This window comes from Stenotrophomonas hibiscicola ATCC 19867, from assembly GCF_000382065.1.
In the GTDB taxonomy this organism is placed as follows: domain Bacteria; phylum Pseudomonadota; class Gammaproteobacteria; order Xanthomonadales; family Xanthomonadaceae; genus Stenotrophomonas; species Stenotrophomonas hibiscicola.
The window spans coordinates 163,435-183,029 of sequence record NZ_KB907502.1; the positions used below are offsets into that span (position 1 = coordinate 163,435).

Genomic DNA, 19,595 nt, shown 5'->3' on the forward strand with positions numbered 1-19,595 from the left:
TATGGCTTCACCCTGGCGGGACAGAATCCTCGGCCTGATGCCGCGTTCGGCCATCGTCTGCCACGACCTGTTCATGGTCTGGGCATGCTGGCAGCTGCTGCATGCAGGGCGGTACTCGATCCTGGCCAACGCCCCCGAGCTCCCTCTCTGGAACGTCGACACCACGCTGGTGCTGCTGCTGCAGGGCCTGGTGTTCTGGCGCGTGGGCCTCTATCGGGGGCTGTGGCGGTTCGCCAGCGTCAGCGACCTGCTGAACATCTTCAAGGCCAGCTTCATCGGCATGGTGGCCATCGTGCTGGTGCTGATGTGGAAGCGCTTCGATGGCGTGCCGATGTCGGTGCTGGTGATCTATCCGTTCGCGCTGTCGGCGCTGCTGGGCGCGCCGCGCCTGCTGTACCGGGCCTGGAAGGACTACCAGGCGCTGCAGTCGGACTCATCCGCGCGTCGCGTGCTGATCCTGGGTGCCGGCCAGGCCGCCGAGACCCTGGTCCGTGACCTGCGCCGTTCAGGCAATTTCGAGCCGGTCGGCCTGCTGGACGATGCGCCGCACCTGCGCGGTGCCAAGCTGCAGGGCCTGCCGATCCTCGGCACCCTGGACGATGCGCCGACCGTGGTCCGTGAGACGGCGGCCAAGCTGCTGGTGATCGCCATCCCCTCGCTGGACGCCGCAGGCATGCAGCGGATCGTGGCCATCTGCGAAAGCACCGGCGTGCCGTTCCGCACCGTGCCCAAGCTCAGCGACATCCTGCAGGGCCAGTCGCTGCCGGGGCAGTTGAAGGAAGTGGCAATCGAGGATCTGCTCGGCCGCAAGCCGATCATGCCGGACTGGAACCTGATCCGTGGCTGGTTGGGCGGGCGTACGGTGATGGTCACCGGCGCTGGCGGCTCGATCGGCTCCGAGCTGTGCCGCCAGTGCGCGCGTCACGGTGCCGGTCGCATCATCCTGCTCGAGATCAGCGAGCTGCTGTTGCTGACCATCGAGGGTGAGCTGCGACGCAGCTTCCCGGACGTCGAGGTTGAAGCAGTGCTGGGCGATTGCGGCGACCCGGCGGTGATCCGCCATGCGCTGTCGCTGCATCCCGTCGACACCGCCTTCCATGCCGCCGCCTACAAGCATGTACCGGTGCTGGAGCGGCAGCTGCGCGAGGCGGTGCGCAACAACATCCTGGCCACAGAGAACGTGGCCCGCGCCTGCCTGGAAGCGCGCGTCGAGCACTTCGTGTTCATTTCCACCGACAAGGCCGTCGACCCGGTCAATGCGCTGGGCGCCAGCAAGCGCTATGCGGAAATGATCTGCCAGAGCCTGGACCAGAAGTCCACGCATACCCGTTTCGTCACGGTGCGCTTCGGCAACGTGCTGGCCTCGGCCGGCAGCGTGGTGCCACTGTTCCGCGAACAGATCCTGAGGGGTGGGCCGGTGACCGTCACCGACCCGGAAGTCAGCCGCTACTTCATGACCATCCCGGAGGCCTGCCAGCTGATCCTGCAGGCCGCCGCCTCGGCGTCGCACGGTGCGATCTATACCCTCGACATGGGCGAGCCGGTGCCGATCCGCGTACTGGCCGAGCAGATGATCCGCCTGGCCGGCAAGCAGCCTTACAAGGACATTCCGATCATCTACACCGGGCTGCGTCCGGGCGAGAAGCTGCACGAGACGCTGTTCTATTCGGACGAGGACTACCGTTCCACCGCGCACCCGAAGATTCTCGAGGCCGGTGTGCGCGCGTTCTCACGTGACCTGGTGCTGGGCAATGTTCCGCGCCTGCGCGATGCCGTGGCTGGTTACGACACCACCAGCATCCAGGAGATCCTGTTCGCGACAATGCCGGAGTTCTCGCCAATCGAACAGGATGCTTACATTTCATCCGCTAAAGTCGTGCCCTTTCCGGCACGTGAGGCCAACAGGCACCAATGAGCAAGCGAATTCGCAAGGCAGTTTTTCCAGTGGCAGGGCTCGGGACGCGCTTCTTGCCGGCAACCAAGACGGTTCCGAAGGAAATGTTGCCGATCATTGATCGTCCGCTGATCCAGTACGCGGTCGATGAGGCAATCGAAGCTGGTTGCGACACGCTGGTGTTCATCACCAACCGCTACAAGCATGCCGTGGCCGACTACTTCGACAAGGCTTACGAGCTGGAGCAGAAGCTCGAGCGCGCCGGCAAGCAGGAGCAGCTGGAGATGATCCGTCATGTGCTGCCCAATGGCGTGCGCGCGATTTTCGTGACCCAGGCCGAAGCACTGGGCCTGGGCCATGCAGTGCTGTGCGCCAAGGCCGTGATCGGCGACGAACCGTTCGCGGTGCTGCTGCCGGATGACCTGATCTGGAACCGCGGCGACGGCGCACTGAAGCAGATGGCCGACCTCAACGAGGCCAGTGGCGCCAGCGTCATCGCTGTTGAAGACGTGCCGCATGACAAGACCGCCAGCTACGGCATCGTTGCCACCGAGGCGTTCGATGGCCGCAAGGGCCGCATTTCGCAGATCGTGGAGAAGCCGAAGCCGGAGGACGCGCCCAGCGACCTGGCTGTGGTCGGCCGCTATGTGCTGAGCCCGAAGATCTTTGAGCTGCTGGAGCAGACCGGCAGTGGTGCCGGTGGCGAGATCCAGCTGACCGATGCGATCGCGCAGCTGCTGAAGACCGAAGAAGTCGATGCCTATCGTTTCGAGGGCACCCGCTTCGACTGCGGCACGCACCTGGGGCTGGTGGAGGCGACGATCCGCTTTGCGCTGGACAACCCGAAGCTGGCAGGGCCGGCGCGGGAGAAGCTGACGGCGATGTTGGCGGAATAAGGTTTATCAAGCGTTCCGTGCAGCGCCTTGATTGATACGTGATGGGCGGGACGGGTGGGCCGTTGCAGGACACGCCGTAAACCCGTCCATGGCGGCTCGATGGCGCCTTGCTCGTGTGCGCTGTCCTGCGCACACGGCAAGACCGGGGTTGGGCGTCCTGCCCAACCCGCCCGAGGCATGCCTCGGGCCCATGGCGCCAACGGTTTTGGAGAGGGCCATCCGCCCCCTCTCGACAGTTTCCGTGCGGCGCGGACGGGAAGGGCGGAATCAAGGGCAGGGGCAAAAGCAAAAAAAAGGCAGCCAATGGCTGCCTTTTTTCGTGGGTCGGGGTCAGATCCCTTTGCGCAGCAAAGGGCTCTGACCCCGGCTCTTGCTTTGCTCATCCCTCCGCCGCGCGGAATGTTGGGTGGCGCGGGTGGGTGAACCGGGACTGTCAGCGGCATGGATGCCGCTGCCAAGCCCCCAGGGACGGGTTTACGGCGTGTCCCGGGCAGCCTCACCCACCCGGGCCCCACAGCCAACCAACAATCAGCCGGCAACGCTTTGAACCTTACAGCGCTTCGAAAATACCCGCCGCGCCCATGCCGGTGCCGATGCACATCGTCACCATGCCGTACTTCTGCTGGCGACGACGCAGGCCGTGCAGCAGGGTCGCGGTACGGATCGCGCCGGTTGCACCCAGCGGGTGGCCCAAGGCAATCGCGCCGCCCAGCGGGTTGACCTTGGCCGGGTCCAGGCCGCAATCGCGGATCACCGCCAGCGACTGCGCGGCGAACGCTTCGTTGAGCTCGATCCAATCCAGCTGGTCCTGGGTCAGGCCGGCCTGCTTCAGTGCCTTCGGGATCGCGGCGATCGGGCCGATGCCCATCACTTCCGGGCGCACCCCGGCCACCGAGAAGCTGACGAAACGGGCCAGCGGGGTCAGGCCGTAGTCCTTGATCGCCTGTTCCGAGGCCAGCAGCACGGCACCGGCGCCATCGCTCATCTGCGACGAGTTGCCAGCAGTGACGGTGCCGCCGAACTGGCCGTTGCGGAACACCGGGCGCAGCTTGGCCAGGCCTTCAGCCGAGGAATCCGGGCGCGGGCCTTCGTCGGTGTCGGCGATCTTGTTGCGGGTGATGATGCGCTGGCCGTCGGCCAGGTCCGGCAGGTGCGAGACGATCTCGTACGGGCTGATCTCGTCCTTGAACTCGCCGTTCTGGATCGCCGCCATGGCCTTCTGGTGCGAGGCGAGGGCGAAGGCGTCCTGGTCTTCGCGCGAGACCTTCCACTCTTCGGCCACCTTCTCGGCGGTGATGCCCATGCCGTAGGCGATGGCCACGTGGTCGTTGTCGAACACGCTCGGTGCCATGGCGATCTTGTTGCCCATCATCGGCACCATCGACATCGACTCGGTGCCACCGGCCAGCATCAGGTCGGCGTTGCCCAGGCGGATCGCGTCGGCGGCCTGCGCCACGGCCTGCAGGCCGGAGGAGCAGAAGCGGTTCACGGTCTGCGCGGCGATGGTGTTTGGCAGGCCAGCCAGCAGCACGCCGATGCGCGCCACGTTCATGCCCTGCTCGGCTTCCGGCATGGCGCAGCCGATGATCGCGTCATCGATGCGGTTGACGTCCACGCCCGGGGCCTGGGCGACGACGCTGCGCAGCACGTGCGCAAGCATGTCGTCGGGGCGGGTGTTGCGGAACATGCCCTTGGGCGCCTTGCCAACCGGGGTGCGGGTGGCGGCGACGATGTAGGCGTCCTGGATTTGCTTGGTCATTGCAGTGATCTCTTGAATTTTTTAGCCGGAGTGCCGACCAACGGTCGGCACCCACCGGAAGCAGGGATGGGCGATCAGTTACGCAGCGGCTTGCCGGTCTTCAGCATGTGCGCGATGCGGGCCTGGGTCTTTTCCTGCTGGGCCAGTTCGACGAAGTGCTTGCGCTCCAGGGTCAGCAGCCACTCTTCGTCGACCAGGGTGCCGCGGTCGACCTTGCCGCCGCACAGCACGGTGGCGATGCGCTCGGCGATCTCGTAGTCGTACGGGCTGATGAAGCGGCCTTCCAGCATGTTGACCAGCATCATCTTGAAGGTGGCGATGCCCACGTCACCGGCGACCTGGATGCGGCGTGCCGGCAGCGGCGGGCGGTAGCCGGCTTCGGCCAGGGCGCGTGCTTCGGCCTTGGCGATGTACAGCGCCTCGTAGCTGTTGAACACCACCTTGTCGGTGCTGCGCAGCAGGCCCAGTTCCTTGGCGTTGACCGCCGAGTTGGACACCTTGGCCATCGCCACGGTCTCGAAGGTCTTCTTCAGTTCGGCGAACACGTCGCCGCCCGGGCCCGCGGCCTGCGAGGCACGCACGGCCAGTTCCTTCAGGCCGCCACCGGCCGGCAGCAGGCCGACACCGGCCTCGACCAGGCCGATGTAGCTTTCCAGGAAGGCCACGGTCTTGGCGCTGTGCATCTGGAACTCGCAGCCGCCACCCAGGGCCAGGCCACGCACCGCTGCCACCACCGGCACCAGCGAGTACTTGATGCGCTGGCTGGTGCGCTGGAAGTTGGCGACCATTTCCTCGAACTGGTCGACTTTGCCGGCCTGCAGCAGGCCGAGCGCACCGGCCAGGTCGGCACCGGCGGAGAAGGGTTCCTTCTGCTGCCAGATCACCAGGCCCTGGAAGTCCTTCTCGGCGCGGCTCACGCATTCCTGCAGGCCATCCAGCACCTGGTCGGACACGGTGTTCATCTTGGTCTTGAAGCTGACCACGGCGATGCCGTCACCGTCGTGCCACATGCGCAGGCCGTCGTTCTCGAACACGGTTTCGCCCGGAGCGAACTGCTCGCCCAGCAGCGGATCCGGGAACCGCTGGCGCTGGTACACCGGCAGCGACGAACGCGGCAGCTTGGCGTTGCGCGACGGGCTGTAGCTGCCTTCGGCGGCGTGCACACCGTCGCGGCCATCGAACACCCAATCCGGCAGCGGGGCGCTGCTCATGCTCTTGCCGGCCACGATGTCATCGGCGATCCACTGTGCCACCTGCTTCCAGCCGGCAGCCTGCCAGGTCTCGAACGGGCCCAGCGACCAGCCGTAACCCCAGCGGATGGCCAGATCGACGTCGCGCGCGGTCTCGGCGATGTCGGCCAGGTGGTAGGCGCTGTAGTGGAACAGGTCGCGGAAGGTCGCCCACAGGAACTGCGCCTGCGGGTGCTGGCTCTCGCGCAGCTTGGCGAACTTCTCGGCCGGGTTCTTGATCTTCAGGATCTCGACCACTTCCGGTGCGGCGGTGCGGTCGGCCGGACGGTAGTCCTGCTTCTCCAGATCCAGTACCACGATGTCCTTGCCGACTTTGCGGAAGATGCCGGCGCCGGTCTTCTGGCCCAGCGCGCCCTTGGAAATCAGCGCGTCCAGCCACTTCGGCGACTTGAAGAATTCATGCCACGGGTCATTCGGCAGGGTGTCGCCCATGGTCTTGATGACGTGGGCCATGGTGTCCAGGCCGACCACGTCGGAGGTGCGGTAAGTGGCCGACTTCGGGCGGCCGACCAGCGGACCGGTCAGGCCGTCCACTTCATCGAAACCCAGGCCGAACTGCTGGGTGTGGTGGATGGTGGACAGGATCGAGAACACGCCGATGCGGTTGCCGATGAAGTTCGGGGTGTCCTTGGCGTACACCACGCCCTTGCCCAGGGTGGTGACCAGGAAGGCTTCCAGGCCTTCCAGCACGGCGGCGTCGGTGGTGGTGGCCGGGATCAGCTCGGCCAGGTGCATGTAGCGCGGCGGGTTGAAGAAGTGCACGCCGCAGAAGCGGTGGCGCAGCTGTTCGGGCAGCACGTCGGCCAGCTTGTTGATGCCCAGGCCCGAGGTGTTGGAGGCCAGCACCGCGTGGTCGGCCACGAACGGCGCAATCTTCTTGTACAGGTCCTGCTTCCAGTCCATGCGCTCGGCGATGGCCTCGATGATCAGGTCGCAGTCCTTCAGCTGCTCCAGGCCGGAGTCGTAATTGGCCGGGGTGATGGCTTCGGCCAGCGACTTGCTGGCCAGCGGCGCCGGGCTCAGCTTGCCCAGGTTGGCGATCGCCTTCAGCACGATGCCATCGGCCGGACCTTCCTTCGCAGGCAGGTCGAACAGCACGGTGTCGACGCCGGCGTTGGTGAGGTGGGCGGCGATCTGGGCACCCATGACGCCGGCACCCAGCACGGCGGCGCGGCGGACTAGCAGGGAATTGGACATGGTGTAGGGCCTTTGTTGGTCAGCAGTTACTGGGTGGAATCAACGGGAAGCGGGCAGGGCGCTGGCACGTGCGGCGGCGCGGAACCCGGCTTCGGCGAAATGGATCAGTTCGTGGGCGGCATGGGCACGATGCGCCGCTTCGGTGACACCGGCGGGACGCTTGATCAGCCCGAAGTCGGCCATGGCATAGGTGAGCGAGCCGGCCAGGAAGTCCAGGCGCCAGTACAGCTCTTCCTTGCTCAGGCCGGGCACGCACTCGCCGATGGCCTTGCCGAACGCACGCAGCACGTGGCCGTAGTGGTCGGACAGGAACTTGCGCAGGTTGTCGTTCTTCTCGGCGTAGGCGCGGGCGATCACGCGCACGAAGGCGCCGCCGTTCTGGCGGTCCTGGGCCAGCGCCAGCGCCGGTTCGACGAAGGCGGCCAGCACCGGGCGCAGTTCGCCGGGGTGTTCGCTGCGGGCCCGCTCCAGCTGCGCCAGGCGCGCGCCTGTCATCTCGTCCATGCGGCGGCGGAAGACCTCATTGACCAGGTTTTCCTTGGAACCGAAGTGGTAGTTGACCGCGGCAATGTTGACGTCGGCCTGGCTGGTCACCTGGCGCAGCGAGGTGCCGGCGAAGCCGTGCTGGGCGAACAGCTCCTCGGCCGCGCCGAGGATCCGGTCCTTGGTCGAGAAGTGGGCGGGTTTGGCCATCGGCGGGCAGACCTTAATCAAACGATTGTTTGATACTAGGACCAGACGGTAGCGTATGGCATTTTGCAGTGCAGCAAAATCGGCCGCTCCGGTCAGATTTCACTCAGGTGGGTGAATGGGTGGACCTGAACCTGTAGAGCCGAGCCCGCGCTCGGCTGCTCTTCGGCCCAAAGGCCAGCCGAGCATGGGCTCGGCGCTACAACAGGGCCACATGGCCCTCTACCACCCGGCCACGTTATCTTTTACAATTCGCCTACGTTTATCAGGCTAAGCCCGCGTCCCGACGCGGGTTTTTTTCATGTTACCCTTCGGGCCATCAGCGGCCCGATTCCATTGGAGACATCCCATGGCGCTGGAGCGCACCCTTTCGATCATCAAGCCGGACGCCGTTGCCAAGAACGTCATCGGCGAAATCTACGCCCGCTTCGAGAAGGCCGGCCTGAAGGTCGTGGCCGCCAAGTACAAGCAGCTGTCGCGCCGTGAAGCCGAAGGCTTCTATGCCGTGCACCGCGAGCGTCCGTTCTTCAACGCGCTGGTCGAGTTCATGATCTCCGGCCCGGTGATGATCCAGGCCCTGGAAGGCGAGAACGCCGTCCTGGCCCACCGCGACCTGCTGGGCGCCACCAACCCGAAGGAAGCCGCGCCGGGCACCATCCGCGCCGACTTCGCCGAATCCATCGATGCCAACGCCGCACACGGCTCGGACTCGGTCGAGAATGCCGCGATTGAGATCGCCTACTTCTTCGCCGCCACCGAAGTCGTCTCGCGCTGAGAGTAATGCCGTGAACGAGGTCGTACAGTCCCCCGCCATCCAGCCGCTGCCGAAGTCGGCACCCACGGCTGGCAAGCAGAACCTGCTCGACCTCGATCGCGCGGGCCTGGAGAAGTTTTTCGTCGAGGTTCTCGGCGAGAAGAAGTTCCGTGCCCATCAGGTGATGAAGTGGATCCACCATCGCTACGTCACCGATTTCGATGAAATGACCGACCTCGGCAAGGTCCTGCGCGCCAAGCTGCAGGCCCATGCCGAGGTGCTGGTTCCGAACATCGTGTTCGACAAGCCCTCCGCCGACGGCACCCACAAGTGGCTGCTGGCGATGGGCGTGGATGGCAAGAACGCCATCGAGACCGTGTACATCCCGGACAAGACCCGCGGCACGTTGTGCGTGTCCTCGCAGGTCGGTTGCGGCCTGAACTGCACGTTCTGCTCCACCGCCACCCAGGGCTTCAACCGTAACCTGACCACCGCCGAGATCATCGGCCAGGTGTGGGTTGCCGCACGCCACCTGGGCAACGTGCCGCACCAGATGCGCCGCCTCACCAACGTGGTGATGATGGGCATGGGCGAGCCGCTGATGAATTTCGACAACGTCGTGCGCGCCATGAGCGTGATGCGCGACGACCTGGGCTACGGCCTGGCCAACAAGCGCGTGACCCTGTCGACCTCCGGCCTGGTGCCGCAGATCGACCGCCTGTCTGCCGAAAGCGACGTGTCGCTGGCGGTGTCGCTGCATGCGCCGAACGACGCACTGCGCGAGACGCTGGTGCCGCTCAACAAGAAGTACCCGATCGCCGAGCTGATGGCCTCGTGCGCACGCTACCTGCGCGCCAACAAGCGCCGCGAATCGGTCACCTTTGAATACACCCTGATGAAGGGCATCAACGACAAGCCCGAGCATGCCCGCGAACTGGCCCGCCTGATGCGCCAGTTCGACAACGCGGTGCAGGCCAAGGATTCGGGCAAGGTCAACCTGATCCCGTTCAATCCGTTCCCGGGCACCCGCTACGAGCGTTCCGAGGAGGCCAACATCCGCGCCTTCCAGAAGATCCTGCTCGACAGCAACGTGCTGACGATGGTCCGCCGCACCCGTGGCGACGACATTGACGCCGCCTGTGGCCAGCTCAAGGGCCAGGTGATGGACCGCACCCGCCGCCAGGCGGAGTTCAACAAGACGCTGCAGGCGGGGAAGGGGAGCGATGCCGCGGCCTGACCGCCTCTGGCTGGCTCTGTTCGCAGGCGTGCTGGCCGTTGCGGTCGGTGGCTGCAAATCCCAACCCAAGGCCAAGCTGGGCCCCAGCGAAGCGCCGGTCTATTCGGTGCGCGATCCGGACAGCGTGCGGCGCCAGGTGCGCCTGCAGGATCTGCTGGCGCTGGCTGCCCGTGACATGCAGGTCGGCAACCTAGATGCGGCCGAACGCAAGGCGCGCGAGGCGCTGAAGCTGGCGCCCGACTCGCCGGATGCGCTGGTGCTGCTGGCCGGCATCGATGAGCGCCGTGGCCGGAGCCAGCAAGCGGGCGAGAGCTTCCGCAGGGCGGCCGAACAGGCGCCGCAGCGCGGTGACATCCTCAACAATTACGGGGCGTGGCTGTGCCAGCAGGGGCGGCCGGCCGAGTCGCTGGCGTGGTTCGATCGAGCGCTGCAGGCGCCGGGCTACGCCACACCGGCCGAATCCCAGGCCAATGCGGGCAGCTGTGCACTGGACGCTGGCCAACTTGAACGTGCCGAAGGCGACCTGCGCGCGGCGCTGTCGGTGCTGCCGGGAAACCCGGTCGCGCTGGAGGCGATGGCCCAGCTCAGCTTCCGCCAGGGCCGCTTCATGGAGGCGCGGGCCTTCGCCGAACGTAGGATTGCGGCTGCACCCGCAACGCGTTCCGTGTTACAACTTGCGTCTCAAATCGAAGCGCGGCTGGGTGATCGGGCGGCATCTGATCGCTATCTTCAGCGGATTCGACAGGAATTTCCGCAGGAAGCGGGCTCCTAACTCCAGGGTTGATGCATTGTGATTGATGACCAGACTGTGAGCGCTCTCGAGACTGCGGCCGGCTGCGGCACCCGCCTGCGCCAGGCCCGCGAGGCGGCCGGACTGACCCTCGAAGATGTCGGCTCGCGCCTGCGCATGCCGGTCCAGGTGGTCAGGTCGCTGGAAGAAGAACAATGGCAGAAGCTTGGCGCGCCGGTGTTCGTGCGCGGCCAGCTGCGCAGCTATGCGCGGCTTCTGGACGTGGACGTGGGAGAGCTGCTGGAGCAGGCCCAGGTCGGCCCGGTGGTGCCGCCTACCCTGGTCAGCCATACCCATACCCCGCGTGCGCGCCGCATTGCCGAGAATCTCGGCCGTCGCGTGCTGTACGTCGGTATCACCGCGGTGCTGGCAGTGCCGGTGTGGTTCGCCACCCGTGGTCATTTCGATGGCAGTGCGACGCCGTCGCCGAACACCGCCTCGCTGGACGCGATTCCGGCCGCCGTGCCGGTGACCCCGTCCGCTGCGGGTGTCGAGCCCTCGGCGCCGGCTGAAGTGGCGAGCGCTCCGGCCAGCAAGCCGGCCGCCACTCCGTACGTGGCCTCGCTGGCCCCGGTGCCGCGTCCAGCCCCGGCACCGGCCGCTGCCGCCAATACGCTGGACATGCAGTTCAGTGGCGACAGCTGGGTCGATATCGGCGGCCCGGACGGCAGCACTGTCGAGAAGGCGCTGATCAAATCCGGCGAGAGCCGCAGCTTCACGCCGGGCCAGGTGACCCGGGTGACCCTGGGCAACGCCTCGGCGGTCCAGGTTCAGCAGAACGGCGCTATCGTCGATCTGACCCCCTACCAGCGAGCCAACGTGGCACGCTTTCAGGTATCCTCTGAAGGCTCCGTAGTCCCGGTTTCGCACTGAGGCGCGGTTTCACCACCTTCGATTAATTCCAATGGTCCCTCCCGATGGGCGGGGCGAGAGTACGCATGGCGATCGACGATCTGCTCGACGAGCACGAACAAAGTGAACGCGTCCGCAGCTGGCTGCGGAAGAATGGCGCCAGCATCCTCGGTGGCGTGGTCATCGCCATCGGTGCCATTGCCGGCTGGCAGTGGTACCAGAAGGATCAGGGCGGCAAGCTGGCCTCGGCCAATGTCGAGTACCAGAAGGCGCTCGTTGGCCTGCAGCAGAACAAGCTCGACGACGCCGCCAAGGCGGTCAAGGCGCTCGAAGCCGGCCCGTCCAGCATCTACGGCGACCTGGCGGCGCTGCAGCTGGCCAAGGCCCAGGTCGATGCCGGCAAGAACGAAGAAGCCCTGGCTACCCTGCGCGGCGTGAAGGTTGAAGGTGACCTGCAGCGCGTGGTCGACCAGCGCGTGGCCCGCCTGCTGGTGGCCACCGGCAAGAGCGACGAGGCGATCAAGCTGCTGGGCAGCGCCACCGACAGCAGCAGCCTGGAAATCCATGGCGATGCGCTGATGGCGCAGGGCAAGCGCGATGAGGCCCGCGCACAGTACGAGAAGGCGCTGAAGACGCTGGACGTGGCAGCGCCGCAGCGGCGCCTGCTGGAAACCAAGGTTATGGACGCCGGCGGCACCGTCGCCGCCCCTGCGGAGTCGGTTTGATGAGTCAGAAGGTCATGATCACCCGCGTCGCCACCGTGCTCCTGATGGGCATGGCCCTGACCGGCTGCAGCACCATGAAGGGCTGGTTCGCCGGCAAGGACGCGGCCGCGAAGAAGGCACAGGAACCGGCTGAGCTGGTCAAGTTCGAGCCGACCCTGAAGGTCAACAAGGCCTGGTCGGTCAACCTCGGCAAGGGTGAGCGCCGCATCGGCGTGCGCCAGGGCCCGGCCGTGGCCAACGGCCACGTGTTCGCTGCGGCGATCACCGGTGGCGTGCACGCCATCGACCTGCAGACCGGCAAGAAGGTCTGGACCTGGGAGCCGCAGAAGGAAAAGAAGAAGGCCAAGCTGCGCCTGTCCGGTGGCCCGGGTGTCGGTGAGAACCTGGTCGTGATCGGCACGCTCGATGGCCAGGTCATCGCGCTGGACATCAACGACGGCAGCGAAAAGTGGCGCGCCCGTGTTCCGGGTGAAGTCATCGCCGCGCCGGCCATTGCCCAGGGCGCGGTCTACGTGCGCAGCAACGACGGCCGTATCACTGCGTTCGATGCCGGCAACGGCACCCAGAAGTGGTTCAACCCGAGCGAGCTGCCGGCGCTGACCGTGCGTGGCAACGCACCGGTGGTGACCGGCCCGGGCGTGCTGTTCATCGGCAAGGACGAGGGCGCGGTTGCCGCCCTGGCCCAGCAGGATGGCCGCACCCTGTGGGAACAGAACGTGGGCAACGGTGAAGGCCGTACCGAGCTGGAGCGCATGGCCGATGTGGACGGCGCGCCGGTGCTGGATGGCAACACCCTGTTCGTGAGCAGCTTCAAGAACCAGACGATGGCCATCGAAGGCCCGACCGGTCGCCCGCTGTGGGCGCGCGACCATGGCGGTGCGGGTGGCGTGGCGGTGTCGTCGGGCAATGTGTTCGTGACCGACAACAAGGGCGGCGTGTTCGGCCTGGACAAGGCCAGCGGCGCAGCCATGTGGTCGCAGACCGCACTGGCCCGTCGCTCGCTGACCGGCCCGGCGCTGCATGGCGACTACGTCGTGGTCGGCGACTACAAGGGATACGTGCACTGGTTGCAGGCCTCCGATGGTGCGATGGCGGCACGGGCAAAGAGTGGCGGTGACGCCCTGCTGGCCCAGCCGGTCGTCGCAGACGGGGTGCTGCTGGTGCAGAACGTGGATGGCAAGCTGACCGCCTTCCGGTTGGCAAATTAATACGGAGTACTCGCGATGCTGCCTTTGGTCGCCCTGGTTGGACGGCCGAATGTCGGCAAGTCGACCATTTTCAATGCGTTGACCCGCACCCGTGACGCCCTGGTCCATGACCAGCCCGGCGTCACCCGTGATCGCAACTACGGCGTCTGCCGCCTCGACGAGGACAATCATTTCCTCGTCGTGGATACCGGCGGTATTGCCGGTGAGGACGAAGGCCTGGCCGGTGCCACCACCCGCCAGGCGCGTGCGGCGGCTGCCGAAGCGGACCTGATCCTGTTCGTCGTCGATGCCCGCGAGGGCACCTCGGCGCTGGACGACGAGATCCTGGCGTGGCTGCGCAAGCTGTCGCGCCCGACGTTGCTGCTGATCAACAAGATCGACGGTACCGACGAGGACAGCGTCCGCTCCGAGTTCGCCCGCTACGGTTTCGGCGAAATGCTGACCGTCTCGGCCGCGCATCGCCAGGGCCTGGACGACCTGCTGGACGAAGTGATCCAGCGCCTGCCGGAAGAAGGTAGCGGCGAAGAGCTGGACAACGATCCAAACCGCATCCGCATCGCCTTCGTCGGCCGCCCGAACGTGGGCAAGTCGACCCTGGTCAACCGCATCCTCGGCGAGGAGCGCATGATCGCCTCCGACGTGCCGGGCACCACCCGCGACTCGATCGCAGTGGACCTGGAGCGCGACGGTCGCGAATACCGCCTGATCGATACCGCCGGCCTGCGCCGTCGCTCGCGCGTGGACGAGGTCGTCGAGAAGTTCTCGGTGGTCAAGACCATGCAGTCGATCGAGCAGTGCCAGGTGGCCGTGCTGATGCTCGACGCCACCGAAGGCGTGACCGACCAGGACGCCACCGTGCTCGGTGCCGTGCTCGACGCCGGCCGCGCGCTGGTGATCGCCATCAACAAGTGGGATGGCCTGACCGAGTACCAGCGCGAACAGGCTGAAACCATGCTGTCGCTCAAGCTGGGCTTCGTGCCCTGGGCCGAATCGGTGCGCATTTCGGCCAAGCACGGCTCGGGCCTGCGCGAGCTGTTCCGTGCGGTGCACCGTGCGCACGAGTCGGCCAACAAGACTTTCACCACCAGCGAAGTGAACAAGGCCTTGGAAGTGGCCTACGAGACCAACCCGCCGCCGACCATCCGCGGCCATGTCTCCAAGCTGCGCTACGTGCATCCGGCCGGTTCCAACCCGCCGACCTTCATCGTGCACGGCACCCGCCTGAAGGAGCTGCAGGAGTCGTACAAGCGCTACCTGGAGAACTTCTTCCGCAAGCGCTTCAAGCTGATCGGCACGCCAGTGAGCTTCATCTTCCGCGAGGGTACCAACCCGTACGAGGGCAAGAAGAACGTCCTCACCGAGCGGCAGATCAAGTCCAAGCGGCGCTTGATGAAGCACGTCAAGGGCAAGTGATTCAGAGAAAGGCGGCCGCAGGGCCGCCTTTCTTGTCTGTGGTAGTGCCGGCCGCTGGCCGGCAACCTCGCGTCGTCCGGTGCGTTCATGGCCATGCCGGCCAGCGGCCGGCACTACCCCATGTTTGCAGGTATCGGTCAAGGCGGCCTGCCGCCACGTGCGCGATAATGCGGCCATGAGCATCCAAGAGCTTTCCCCCGCGCAGGCACGCGAGCGCCTGGCCCATGGCGCGGTGCTGATCGATGTGCGCGAGGCGCACGAGCGGGCCGGCGGGATGGCCGAGGGCGCGCGCGGCGTGGCCAAGGGCGAGCTGCAGGCCGACCCGGCCGCGCACCTGCCGCGGCACGACCAGGAAATCCTGCTGATCTGCCAGAGCGGCAAGCGCTCGGCCGATGCCGCGCAGTTCCTGCTGGAGGCCGGCTACACAAACGTCGCTTCCGTGACGGGCGGCACCGTGGCCTGGCGCGAGCAGTCGCTACCGCTGGTGCAGCCGCTGGCCAGCGCCGCCGACCGCGATTTCTTTGATCGCTATTCGCGCCATCTGTTGCTGCCGCAAGTCGGCGAGGCCGGCCAGCGCCGGTTGCAGCAGTCGCGCGTGCTGGTGCTGGGCGCGGGCGGGCTGGGTGCCCCGGCCGGCTTCTACCTGGCCGCCGCGGGGGTAGGGCACCTGCGCTTCGCCGACCACGACCGCGTGGAGCGCAGCAACCTGCACCGGCAGATCGTGCATACCGAAGCCAGCGTCGGCCAGCTCAAGGTCGATTCGGCGCGCGAGCGGCTGCTGGCACTGAACCCGTCGATCGAGGTCGAGGCCGTGCCCGAGCGGGTCACCTCCGAGAACGTGGATGCGCTGCTGGACGGCGTGGACGTGGTGCTGGACGGCTCGGACAACTTCCCGCTGCGCTACCTGCTCAACGACGCCTGCATCAAGCATGCCAAGCCGTTGGTGTATGCCGCCATTGAGCGCTTTGATGGCCAGGTCAGCGTGTTTGATGCCGGCCGCCAGCGTGGCGTGGCGCCGTGCTACCGCTGCCTGTTCCCCGAACCGCCGCCGCCGGAGTTTGCGCCGAACTGTTCCGAGGCCGGTGTGCTGGGCGTGTTGCCCGGCTTGGCCGGGGTGCTGCAGGCCACCGAGGTGCTGAAGCTGCTGCTGGGCATCGGCGAACCGCTGGTGGGGCGGCTGCTGCGCTTCGATGCGCTGGGCATGCGCTTCCGCGAGACCGGCATCCGGCCGGACCCGCAGTGCCCGGTGTGCGCGCCGGGCGTGCCGTTCCCGGGGTATATCGATTACGCCGCGTTCTGCCGGGGCGGGTGAATCCGACCGGGCGGCATCCACGCGTGGCGTGGATCTACCGGGGCATGACGGCTGGGCGTCCATCCACGCATGGCGTGGATCTACTGTAGAGCCGAGCCCATGCTCGGCTGCTTCTGGCCTCGGCACGAAGAGCAGCCGAGCGTGGGCTCGGCTCTACAGGTAATGGCGCCCACCCAAGCATGTGCATGGTTTCGGGATGATGCCGGGGCTCACTCTCTGCATCGTTCCATCGCCAAGACAATCCGGCGCAACATGCGTGCTATTGCCGTCATCGGCATTGCTCTATTGTTGAACCCGATTCTGGATCTTGGGGAAAACACCGCATGGCGGTAGAAGCAGCGACCAGCGAGCTGGTCAAGGTCGTGGCCCTGTTGGGCGCGGCGGTGGTGATGGTGCCTTTGTTCCGCCGGGCCGGTCTGGGCTCGGTGCTGGGCTACTTCGCCGCTGGCCTGGCGATCGGACCGTTCGGGCTGGGCTGGTTCTCCGATCCGCAGGCGATCCTGCATACCGCCGAACTCGGCGTGGTGATGTTCCTGTTCGTGATCGGCCTGGAAATGCGGCCCTCGCACCTGTGGAGCCTGCGCAAGGAAATCTTCGGGCTGGGCACGCTGCAGATCGTCACCTGTGCGCTGGTGCTGACCAGCATCGCCAAGCTGTTCGGCCTGCCGTGGCAGGTGGCCTTCATCGGCGCCACCGGCTTCGTGCTCACCTCCACTGCGGTGGTGATGCAGCTGCTGGCCGAGCGCGGTGACATCGCGCTGCCGTCGGGGCAGAAGATCGTCTCCATCCTGCTGTTCGAAGACCTGCTGATCGTCCCGTTGCTGGCGCTGGTGGCCTGGATGGGCCCGAGCGCGGGCAGTGCCGATGGCGAGGGTTCGCGCTGGCTGTCGGTGGCGATCGGCGTGGGTGCCATCGTCGGCCTGGTGCTGGTCGGCCGCTTCCTGCTCAACCCGTTGTTCCGCGTACTGGCCGAATCGAAGGCACGCGAGGTGATGACCGCCGCCGCGCTGCTGGTGGTGCTGGGCGCGGCGCTGCTGATGCAGCTGTCCGGCCTGTCGATGGCGATGGGCGCGTTCCTGGCCGGCGTGCTGCTGAGCGAATCGACCTTCCGCCACCAGATCGAAGCGGACATCGAACCGTTCCGTGGCATCCTGCTCGGCCTGTTCTTCCTCAGCGTGGGCATGGCGCTGGACCTGGGCGTGGTGGCGGGCAACTGGCAGCTGATCCTGGGCCTGGTGCTGGCGTTGATGGCGGCCAAGGCGCTGTGCATCTACGTGGTCGCGCGCATCATGGGCAGCGACCACGCGCAGGCGCTGGACCGTGGCGTGCTGATGGCGCAGGGCGGCGAGTTCGCCTTCGTGCTGTTCTCCGCTGCGGCATCGGCCGGCGTGATCAACATGGAGATCAATGCCAACTTCACCGCCGTGGTGGTGCTGTCGATGGCGCTGACCCCGCTGGTGGTGCTGGTCTACAAGCGCATCGCGCCGAAGCCGACGGTGAACATGGACGGCGTGGACGAGGCCGAGGGCCTGTCCGGCAGCGTGCTGCTGATCGGCTTCGGCCGCTTCGGCCAGGTCGCCAGCCAGTCGCTGCTGGCGCGCGACGTGGACGTGACCATCATCGACAACGATGTGGAGATGATCCAGAGCGCGGCGCGCTTCGGTTTCAAGATCTACTACGGCGACGGTACGCGACTGGACGTGCTGCATGCCTCGGGCGCGGCCACCGCGCGTGCGATTGCGGTGTGCGTGGACAAGGCCGAGGCGGCTGATCGCATTGTTGAGCTGGTGTCGCACGAGTTCCCGCAGGCCAAGCTCATGGTGCGCTCGTTCGACCGCGAGCATTCGCTGCGGCTGATCCATGCCGGTGTCGATTTCCAGATCCGCGAGACGTTCGAGTCGGCGGTGCTGTTCGGCCAGGCCGCGCTGGTGGAGCTGGGTGCGGACGAAGACGATGCGGTGGAGATTGCCGAGCAGATCCGTCGCCGCGATGCCGAGCGCTTCGAGCTGGAAATTGCCGGTGGTGGTTTGAATGCCGGCGCGCGGATGATCTATGGCAACAGTCCGCAGGGCGTGCCGACGCCGACGCCGTTCACCGCGCCGAAGCGGGAGAGCAAGACACTGAACCCGCAGGATGTGCCGGAAGAGGAAGAATGAGGTGCCGCGCACCGCGCTCGCCGGGCGTGGCCCGGCGCTACCGTGGTGCGCACGGGTGGGGTAGCGCCGGGCCATGCCCGGCGAGCGCAGCGGCCGCCCGGATTGGCGGTGGGCGAGGGGGCCTGAATCGGGGACAATAGCGTCCCCGCCGCCCCACGCCTGCCTCCGATGACCGATTCCGCCCCCCAGCATCCTGCCCGCATCCTTGATGGCCGCCGCATCGCCGAGGACCTGCTCGACAGCCTGAAGGTGCGCGTCGACGCCCGCGTGGCCGCCGGCGGCAGCCGCCCGGGCCTGGCCGTGGTGCTGGTCGGTGGCGACCCGGCCTCGACCGTGTACGTGCGCAACAAGCGCCGTGCCGCCGAGAAGGTCGGCATCGAGGCGCATGACTACGATCTGCCGGCCGGTACCACCGAGGCCGAGCTGCTCGACCTCATCGACCAGCTCAACGCCGATCCGAAGATCAACGGCATCCTGATCCAGCTGCCGCTGCCGGGCATCCCCGACGCGCGCCGCCTGATCCAGCGCATTGACCCGCGCAAGGACGTGGACGGTTTCCACCCGGAAAACGTCGGCCACCTGGCCCTGCGCGAGTTCGGCCTGCGCCCGTGCACCCCGCGCGGCATCACCACGCTGCTGGGCCACACCGACCAGCCGGTGCGCGGCCGCAATGCCACCATCGTGGGCGTGAGCAACCACGTCGGCCGCCCGATGGGCCTGGAGCTGCTGATTGCCGGCTGCACCGTGACCAGCTGCCACAAGTTCACCCCCAAGGGCGTGCTGGAACAGGCCGTGCGCAACGCCGACATCCTGGTGGTGGCGGTGGGCCGCCCCGGCATCGTGCCGGGTGAGTGGGTGAAGCCGGGCGCGGTGGTGATCGACGTCGGTATCAATCGCCTGGACGACGGCCGCCTGGTGGGCGACGTGGGGTTTGAAGCGGCCGCCCAGCGGGCGAGCTGGATCACCCCGGTGCCGGGCGGCGTGGGACCGATGACCGTGGCCACGTTGATGCAGAACACCCTGGAAGCGGCGGAAGCCTCCTGAGGGTAGCGCCGGGCCATGCCCGGCGGATGTTTGCGGCGCCGCTGCGCTCGCCGGGCATGGCCCGGCGCTACCGGGGTTGCATTGATGCCCCGCGATTCCCGGCGACCCGCTCCTGGTAGGTGCCAACCTTGGTTGGCACACATCCATCGGAGCCATCGGCCCATCTGGGGTGCCGGTGCCGGACGGATCTGGCACCCACCCAAGCCCCCCTGAACCAATCACCGCCCGCGCGACGCTGCGGCACCGCTTGGTGGTACCGGGCCTCGGGCCTCCTGTAGAGCCGAGCCCATGCTCGGCTCATCGCGGTCTGGCGGAAAGCAGCCGAGCATGGGCTCGGCTCTACAGGTGAGCGGGTGCGACACTGTGTCGCGCGAAGTTCCAATTCTGGCTACCCAAAATGCTGTTCTTGGCTCCTGAA

At 66.8% G+C, this 19,595-nt stretch carries 15 protein-coding genes; 12 read left to right on the forward strand and 3 right to left on the reverse strand.

The annotated features are described in order from the left end of the window. Position 1: 1 nt before the first annotated feature. Entirely contained in the window at positions 2–1,915 is a 1,914-nt protein-coding gene (locus tag G370_RS0114850; protein WP_019661302.1) for a polysaccharide biosynthesis protein, read from the forward strand. Next, complete coding sequence (gene galU / locus G370_RS0114855; protein WP_019661303.1) at positions 1,912–2,790, forward strand: UTP--glucose-1-phosphate uridylyltransferase GalU; 879 nt, start codon at positions 1,912–1,914, stop codon at positions 2,788–2,790. Before G370_RS0114850 ends, galU begins: the two co-directional genes overlap by 4 nt. A 550-nt stretch (positions 2,791–3,340) precedes the next feature. Here the strand turns inward: galU and G370_RS0114860 are convergent. The 3 genes from G370_RS0114860 to G370_RS0114870 all read right to left on the reverse strand — a co-directional run bounded on the left by G370_RS0114860 (position 3,341) and on the right by G370_RS0114870 (position 7,689). After that, positions 3,341–4,549: an acetyl-CoA C-acyltransferase gene (locus tag G370_RS0114860; protein WP_019661304.1), complete on the reverse strand. Its 1,209-nt coding sequence runs from the start codon at positions 4,547–4,549 to the stop codon at positions 3,341–3,343. 74 nt (positions 4,550–4,623) lie between these two features. Next, positions 4,624–6,996, reverse strand: a complete 2,373-nt coding sequence (locus tag G370_RS0114865; protein WP_019661305.1) for a 3-hydroxyacyl-CoA dehydrogenase/enoyl-CoA hydratase family protein — start codon at positions 6,994–6,996, stop codon at positions 4,624–4,626. A 39-nt stretch (positions 6,997–7,035) separates the two neighbouring features. Further along, positions 7,036–7,689, reverse strand: a complete 654-nt coding sequence (locus G370_RS0114870; RefSeq protein ID WP_019661306.1) for a TetR/AcrR family transcriptional regulator — start codon at positions 7,687–7,689, stop codon at positions 7,036–7,038. Positions 7,690–8,035: 346 nt separating this feature from the next. Between G370_RS0114870 and ndk the strand changes: the two genes are divergently transcribed. From ndk to folD, 10 genes are all read left to right on the forward strand, one after another. Continuing rightward, the gene (gene ndk / locus G370_RS0114875; RefSeq protein WP_005409295.1) at positions 8,036–8,461 is read left to right on the forward strand and encodes a nucleoside-diphosphate kinase; all 426 of its coding nucleotides are present in this window, start codon (positions 8,036–8,038) and stop codon (positions 8,459–8,461) included. 10 nt (positions 8,462–8,471) lie between these two features. Beyond that, entirely contained in the window at positions 8,472–9,677 is a 1,206-nt protein-coding gene (gene rlmN, locus G370_RS0114880) for a dual-specificity RNA methyltransferase RlmN (protein ID WP_019661307.1), read from the forward strand. Next, entirely contained in the window at positions 9,664–10,449 is a 786-nt protein-coding gene (pilW, locus tag G370_RS0114885; RefSeq protein ID WP_019661308.1) for a type IV pilus biogenesis/stability protein PilW, read from the forward strand. The genes rlmN and pilW overlap by 14 nt, the downstream gene beginning before the upstream one ends. Positions 10,450–10,467: 18 nt before the next feature. Continuing rightward, positions 10,468–11,340, forward strand: a complete 873-nt coding sequence (locus G370_RS0114890; protein ID WP_019661309.1) for a RodZ domain-containing protein — start codon at positions 10,468–10,470, stop codon at positions 11,338–11,340. A gap of 65 nt (positions 11,341–11,405) precedes the next feature. Continuing rightward, positions 11,406–12,044 (forward strand): YfgM family protein, encoded by a 639-nt coding sequence (locus G370_RS0114895; RefSeq protein WP_019661310.1) that lies wholly within the window; start codon positions 11,406–11,408, stop codon positions 12,042–12,044. Then, positions 12,044–13,252 (forward strand): outer membrane protein assembly factor BamB, encoded by a 1,209-nt coding sequence (bamB, locus tag G370_RS0114900; RefSeq protein WP_019661311.1) that lies wholly within the window; start codon positions 12,044–12,046, stop codon positions 13,250–13,252. The genes G370_RS0114895 and bamB overlap by 1 nt, the downstream gene beginning before the upstream one ends. A 15-nt stretch (positions 13,253–13,267) precedes the next feature. Then, positions 13,268–14,665, forward strand: a complete 1,398-nt coding sequence (gene der / locus G370_RS0114905) for a ribosome biogenesis GTPase Der (protein ID WP_019661312.1) — start codon at positions 13,268–13,270, stop codon at positions 14,663–14,665. 175 nt (positions 14,666–14,840) lie between these two features. Continuing rightward, entirely contained in the window at positions 14,841–15,977 is a 1,137-nt protein-coding gene (gene moeB / locus G370_RS0114910) for a molybdopterin-synthase adenylyltransferase MoeB (RefSeq protein ID WP_026347168.1), read from the forward strand. Between the two features lie 323 nt (positions 15,978–16,300). Next, positions 16,301–18,133, forward strand: a complete 1,833-nt coding sequence (locus G370_RS0114915; RefSeq protein ID WP_019661314.1) for a monovalent cation:proton antiporter-2 (CPA2) family protein — start codon at positions 16,301–16,303, stop codon at positions 18,131–18,133. A gap of 168 nt (positions 18,134–18,301) precedes the next feature. Continuing rightward, positions 18,302–19,177, forward strand: a complete 876-nt coding sequence (gene folD / locus G370_RS0114920; RefSeq protein WP_019661315.1) for a bifunctional methylenetetrahydrofolate dehydrogenase/methenyltetrahydrofolate cyclohydrolase FolD — start codon at positions 18,302–18,304, stop codon at positions 19,175–19,177. Positions 19,178–19,595 lie beyond the last annotated feature (418 nt).

What these genes read in the sequence shown, in the direction of transcription:
- ndk (WP_005409295.1), top strand. Translation starts at nt 8,036, where the DNA reads ATGGCGCTGGAGCGCACCCTTTCGATCATCAAGCCGGACGCCGTTGCC.
- der (WP_019661312.1), top strand. Translation starts at nt 13,268, where the DNA reads ATGCTGCCTTTGGTCGCCCTGGTTGGACGGCCGAATGTCGGCAAGTCG.
- G370_RS0114865 (WP_019661305.1), bottom strand. Translation starts at nt 6,996, where the DNA reads ATGTCCAATTCCCTGCTAGTCCGCCGCGCCGCCGTGCTGGGTGCCGGC.
- moeB (WP_026347168.1), top strand. Translation starts at nt 14,841, where the DNA reads ATGAGCATCCAAGAGCTTTCCCCCGCGCAGGCACGCGAGCGCCTGGCC.
- folD (WP_019661315.1), top strand. Translation starts at nt 18,302, where the DNA reads ATGACCGATTCCGCCCCCCAGCATCCTGCCCGCATCCTTGATGGCCGC.
- bamB (WP_019661311.1), top strand. Translation starts at nt 12,044, where the DNA reads ATGAGTCAGAAGGTCATGATCACCCGCGTCGCCACCGTGCTCCTGATG.
- G370_RS0114870 (WP_019661306.1), bottom strand. Translation starts at nt 7,689, where the DNA reads ATGGCCAAACCCGCCCACTTCTCGACCAAGGACCGGATCCTCGGCGCG.
- galU (WP_019661303.1), top strand. Translation starts at nt 1,912, where the DNA reads ATGAGCAAGCGAATTCGCAAGGCAGTTTTTCCAGTGGCAGGGCTCGGG.
- G370_RS0114860 (WP_019661304.1), bottom strand. Translation starts at nt 4,549, where the DNA reads ATGACCAAGCAAATCCAGGACGCCTACATCGTCGCCGCCACCCGCACC.
- G370_RS0114895 (WP_019661310.1), top strand. Translation starts at nt 11,406, where the DNA reads ATGGCGATCGACGATCTGCTCGACGAGCACGAACAAAGTGAACGCGTC.
- pilW (WP_019661308.1), top strand. Translation starts at nt 9,664, where the DNA reads ATGCCGCGGCCTGACCGCCTCTGGCTGGCTCTGTTCGCAGGCGTGCTG.
- G370_RS0114850 (WP_019661302.1), top strand. Translation starts at nt 2, where the DNA reads ATGGCTTCACCCTGGCGGGACAGAATCCTCGGCCTGATGCCGCGTTCG.
- G370_RS0114915 (WP_019661314.1), top strand. Translation starts at nt 16,301, where the DNA reads ATGGCGGTAGAAGCAGCGACCAGCGAGCTGGTCAAGGTCGTGGCCCTG.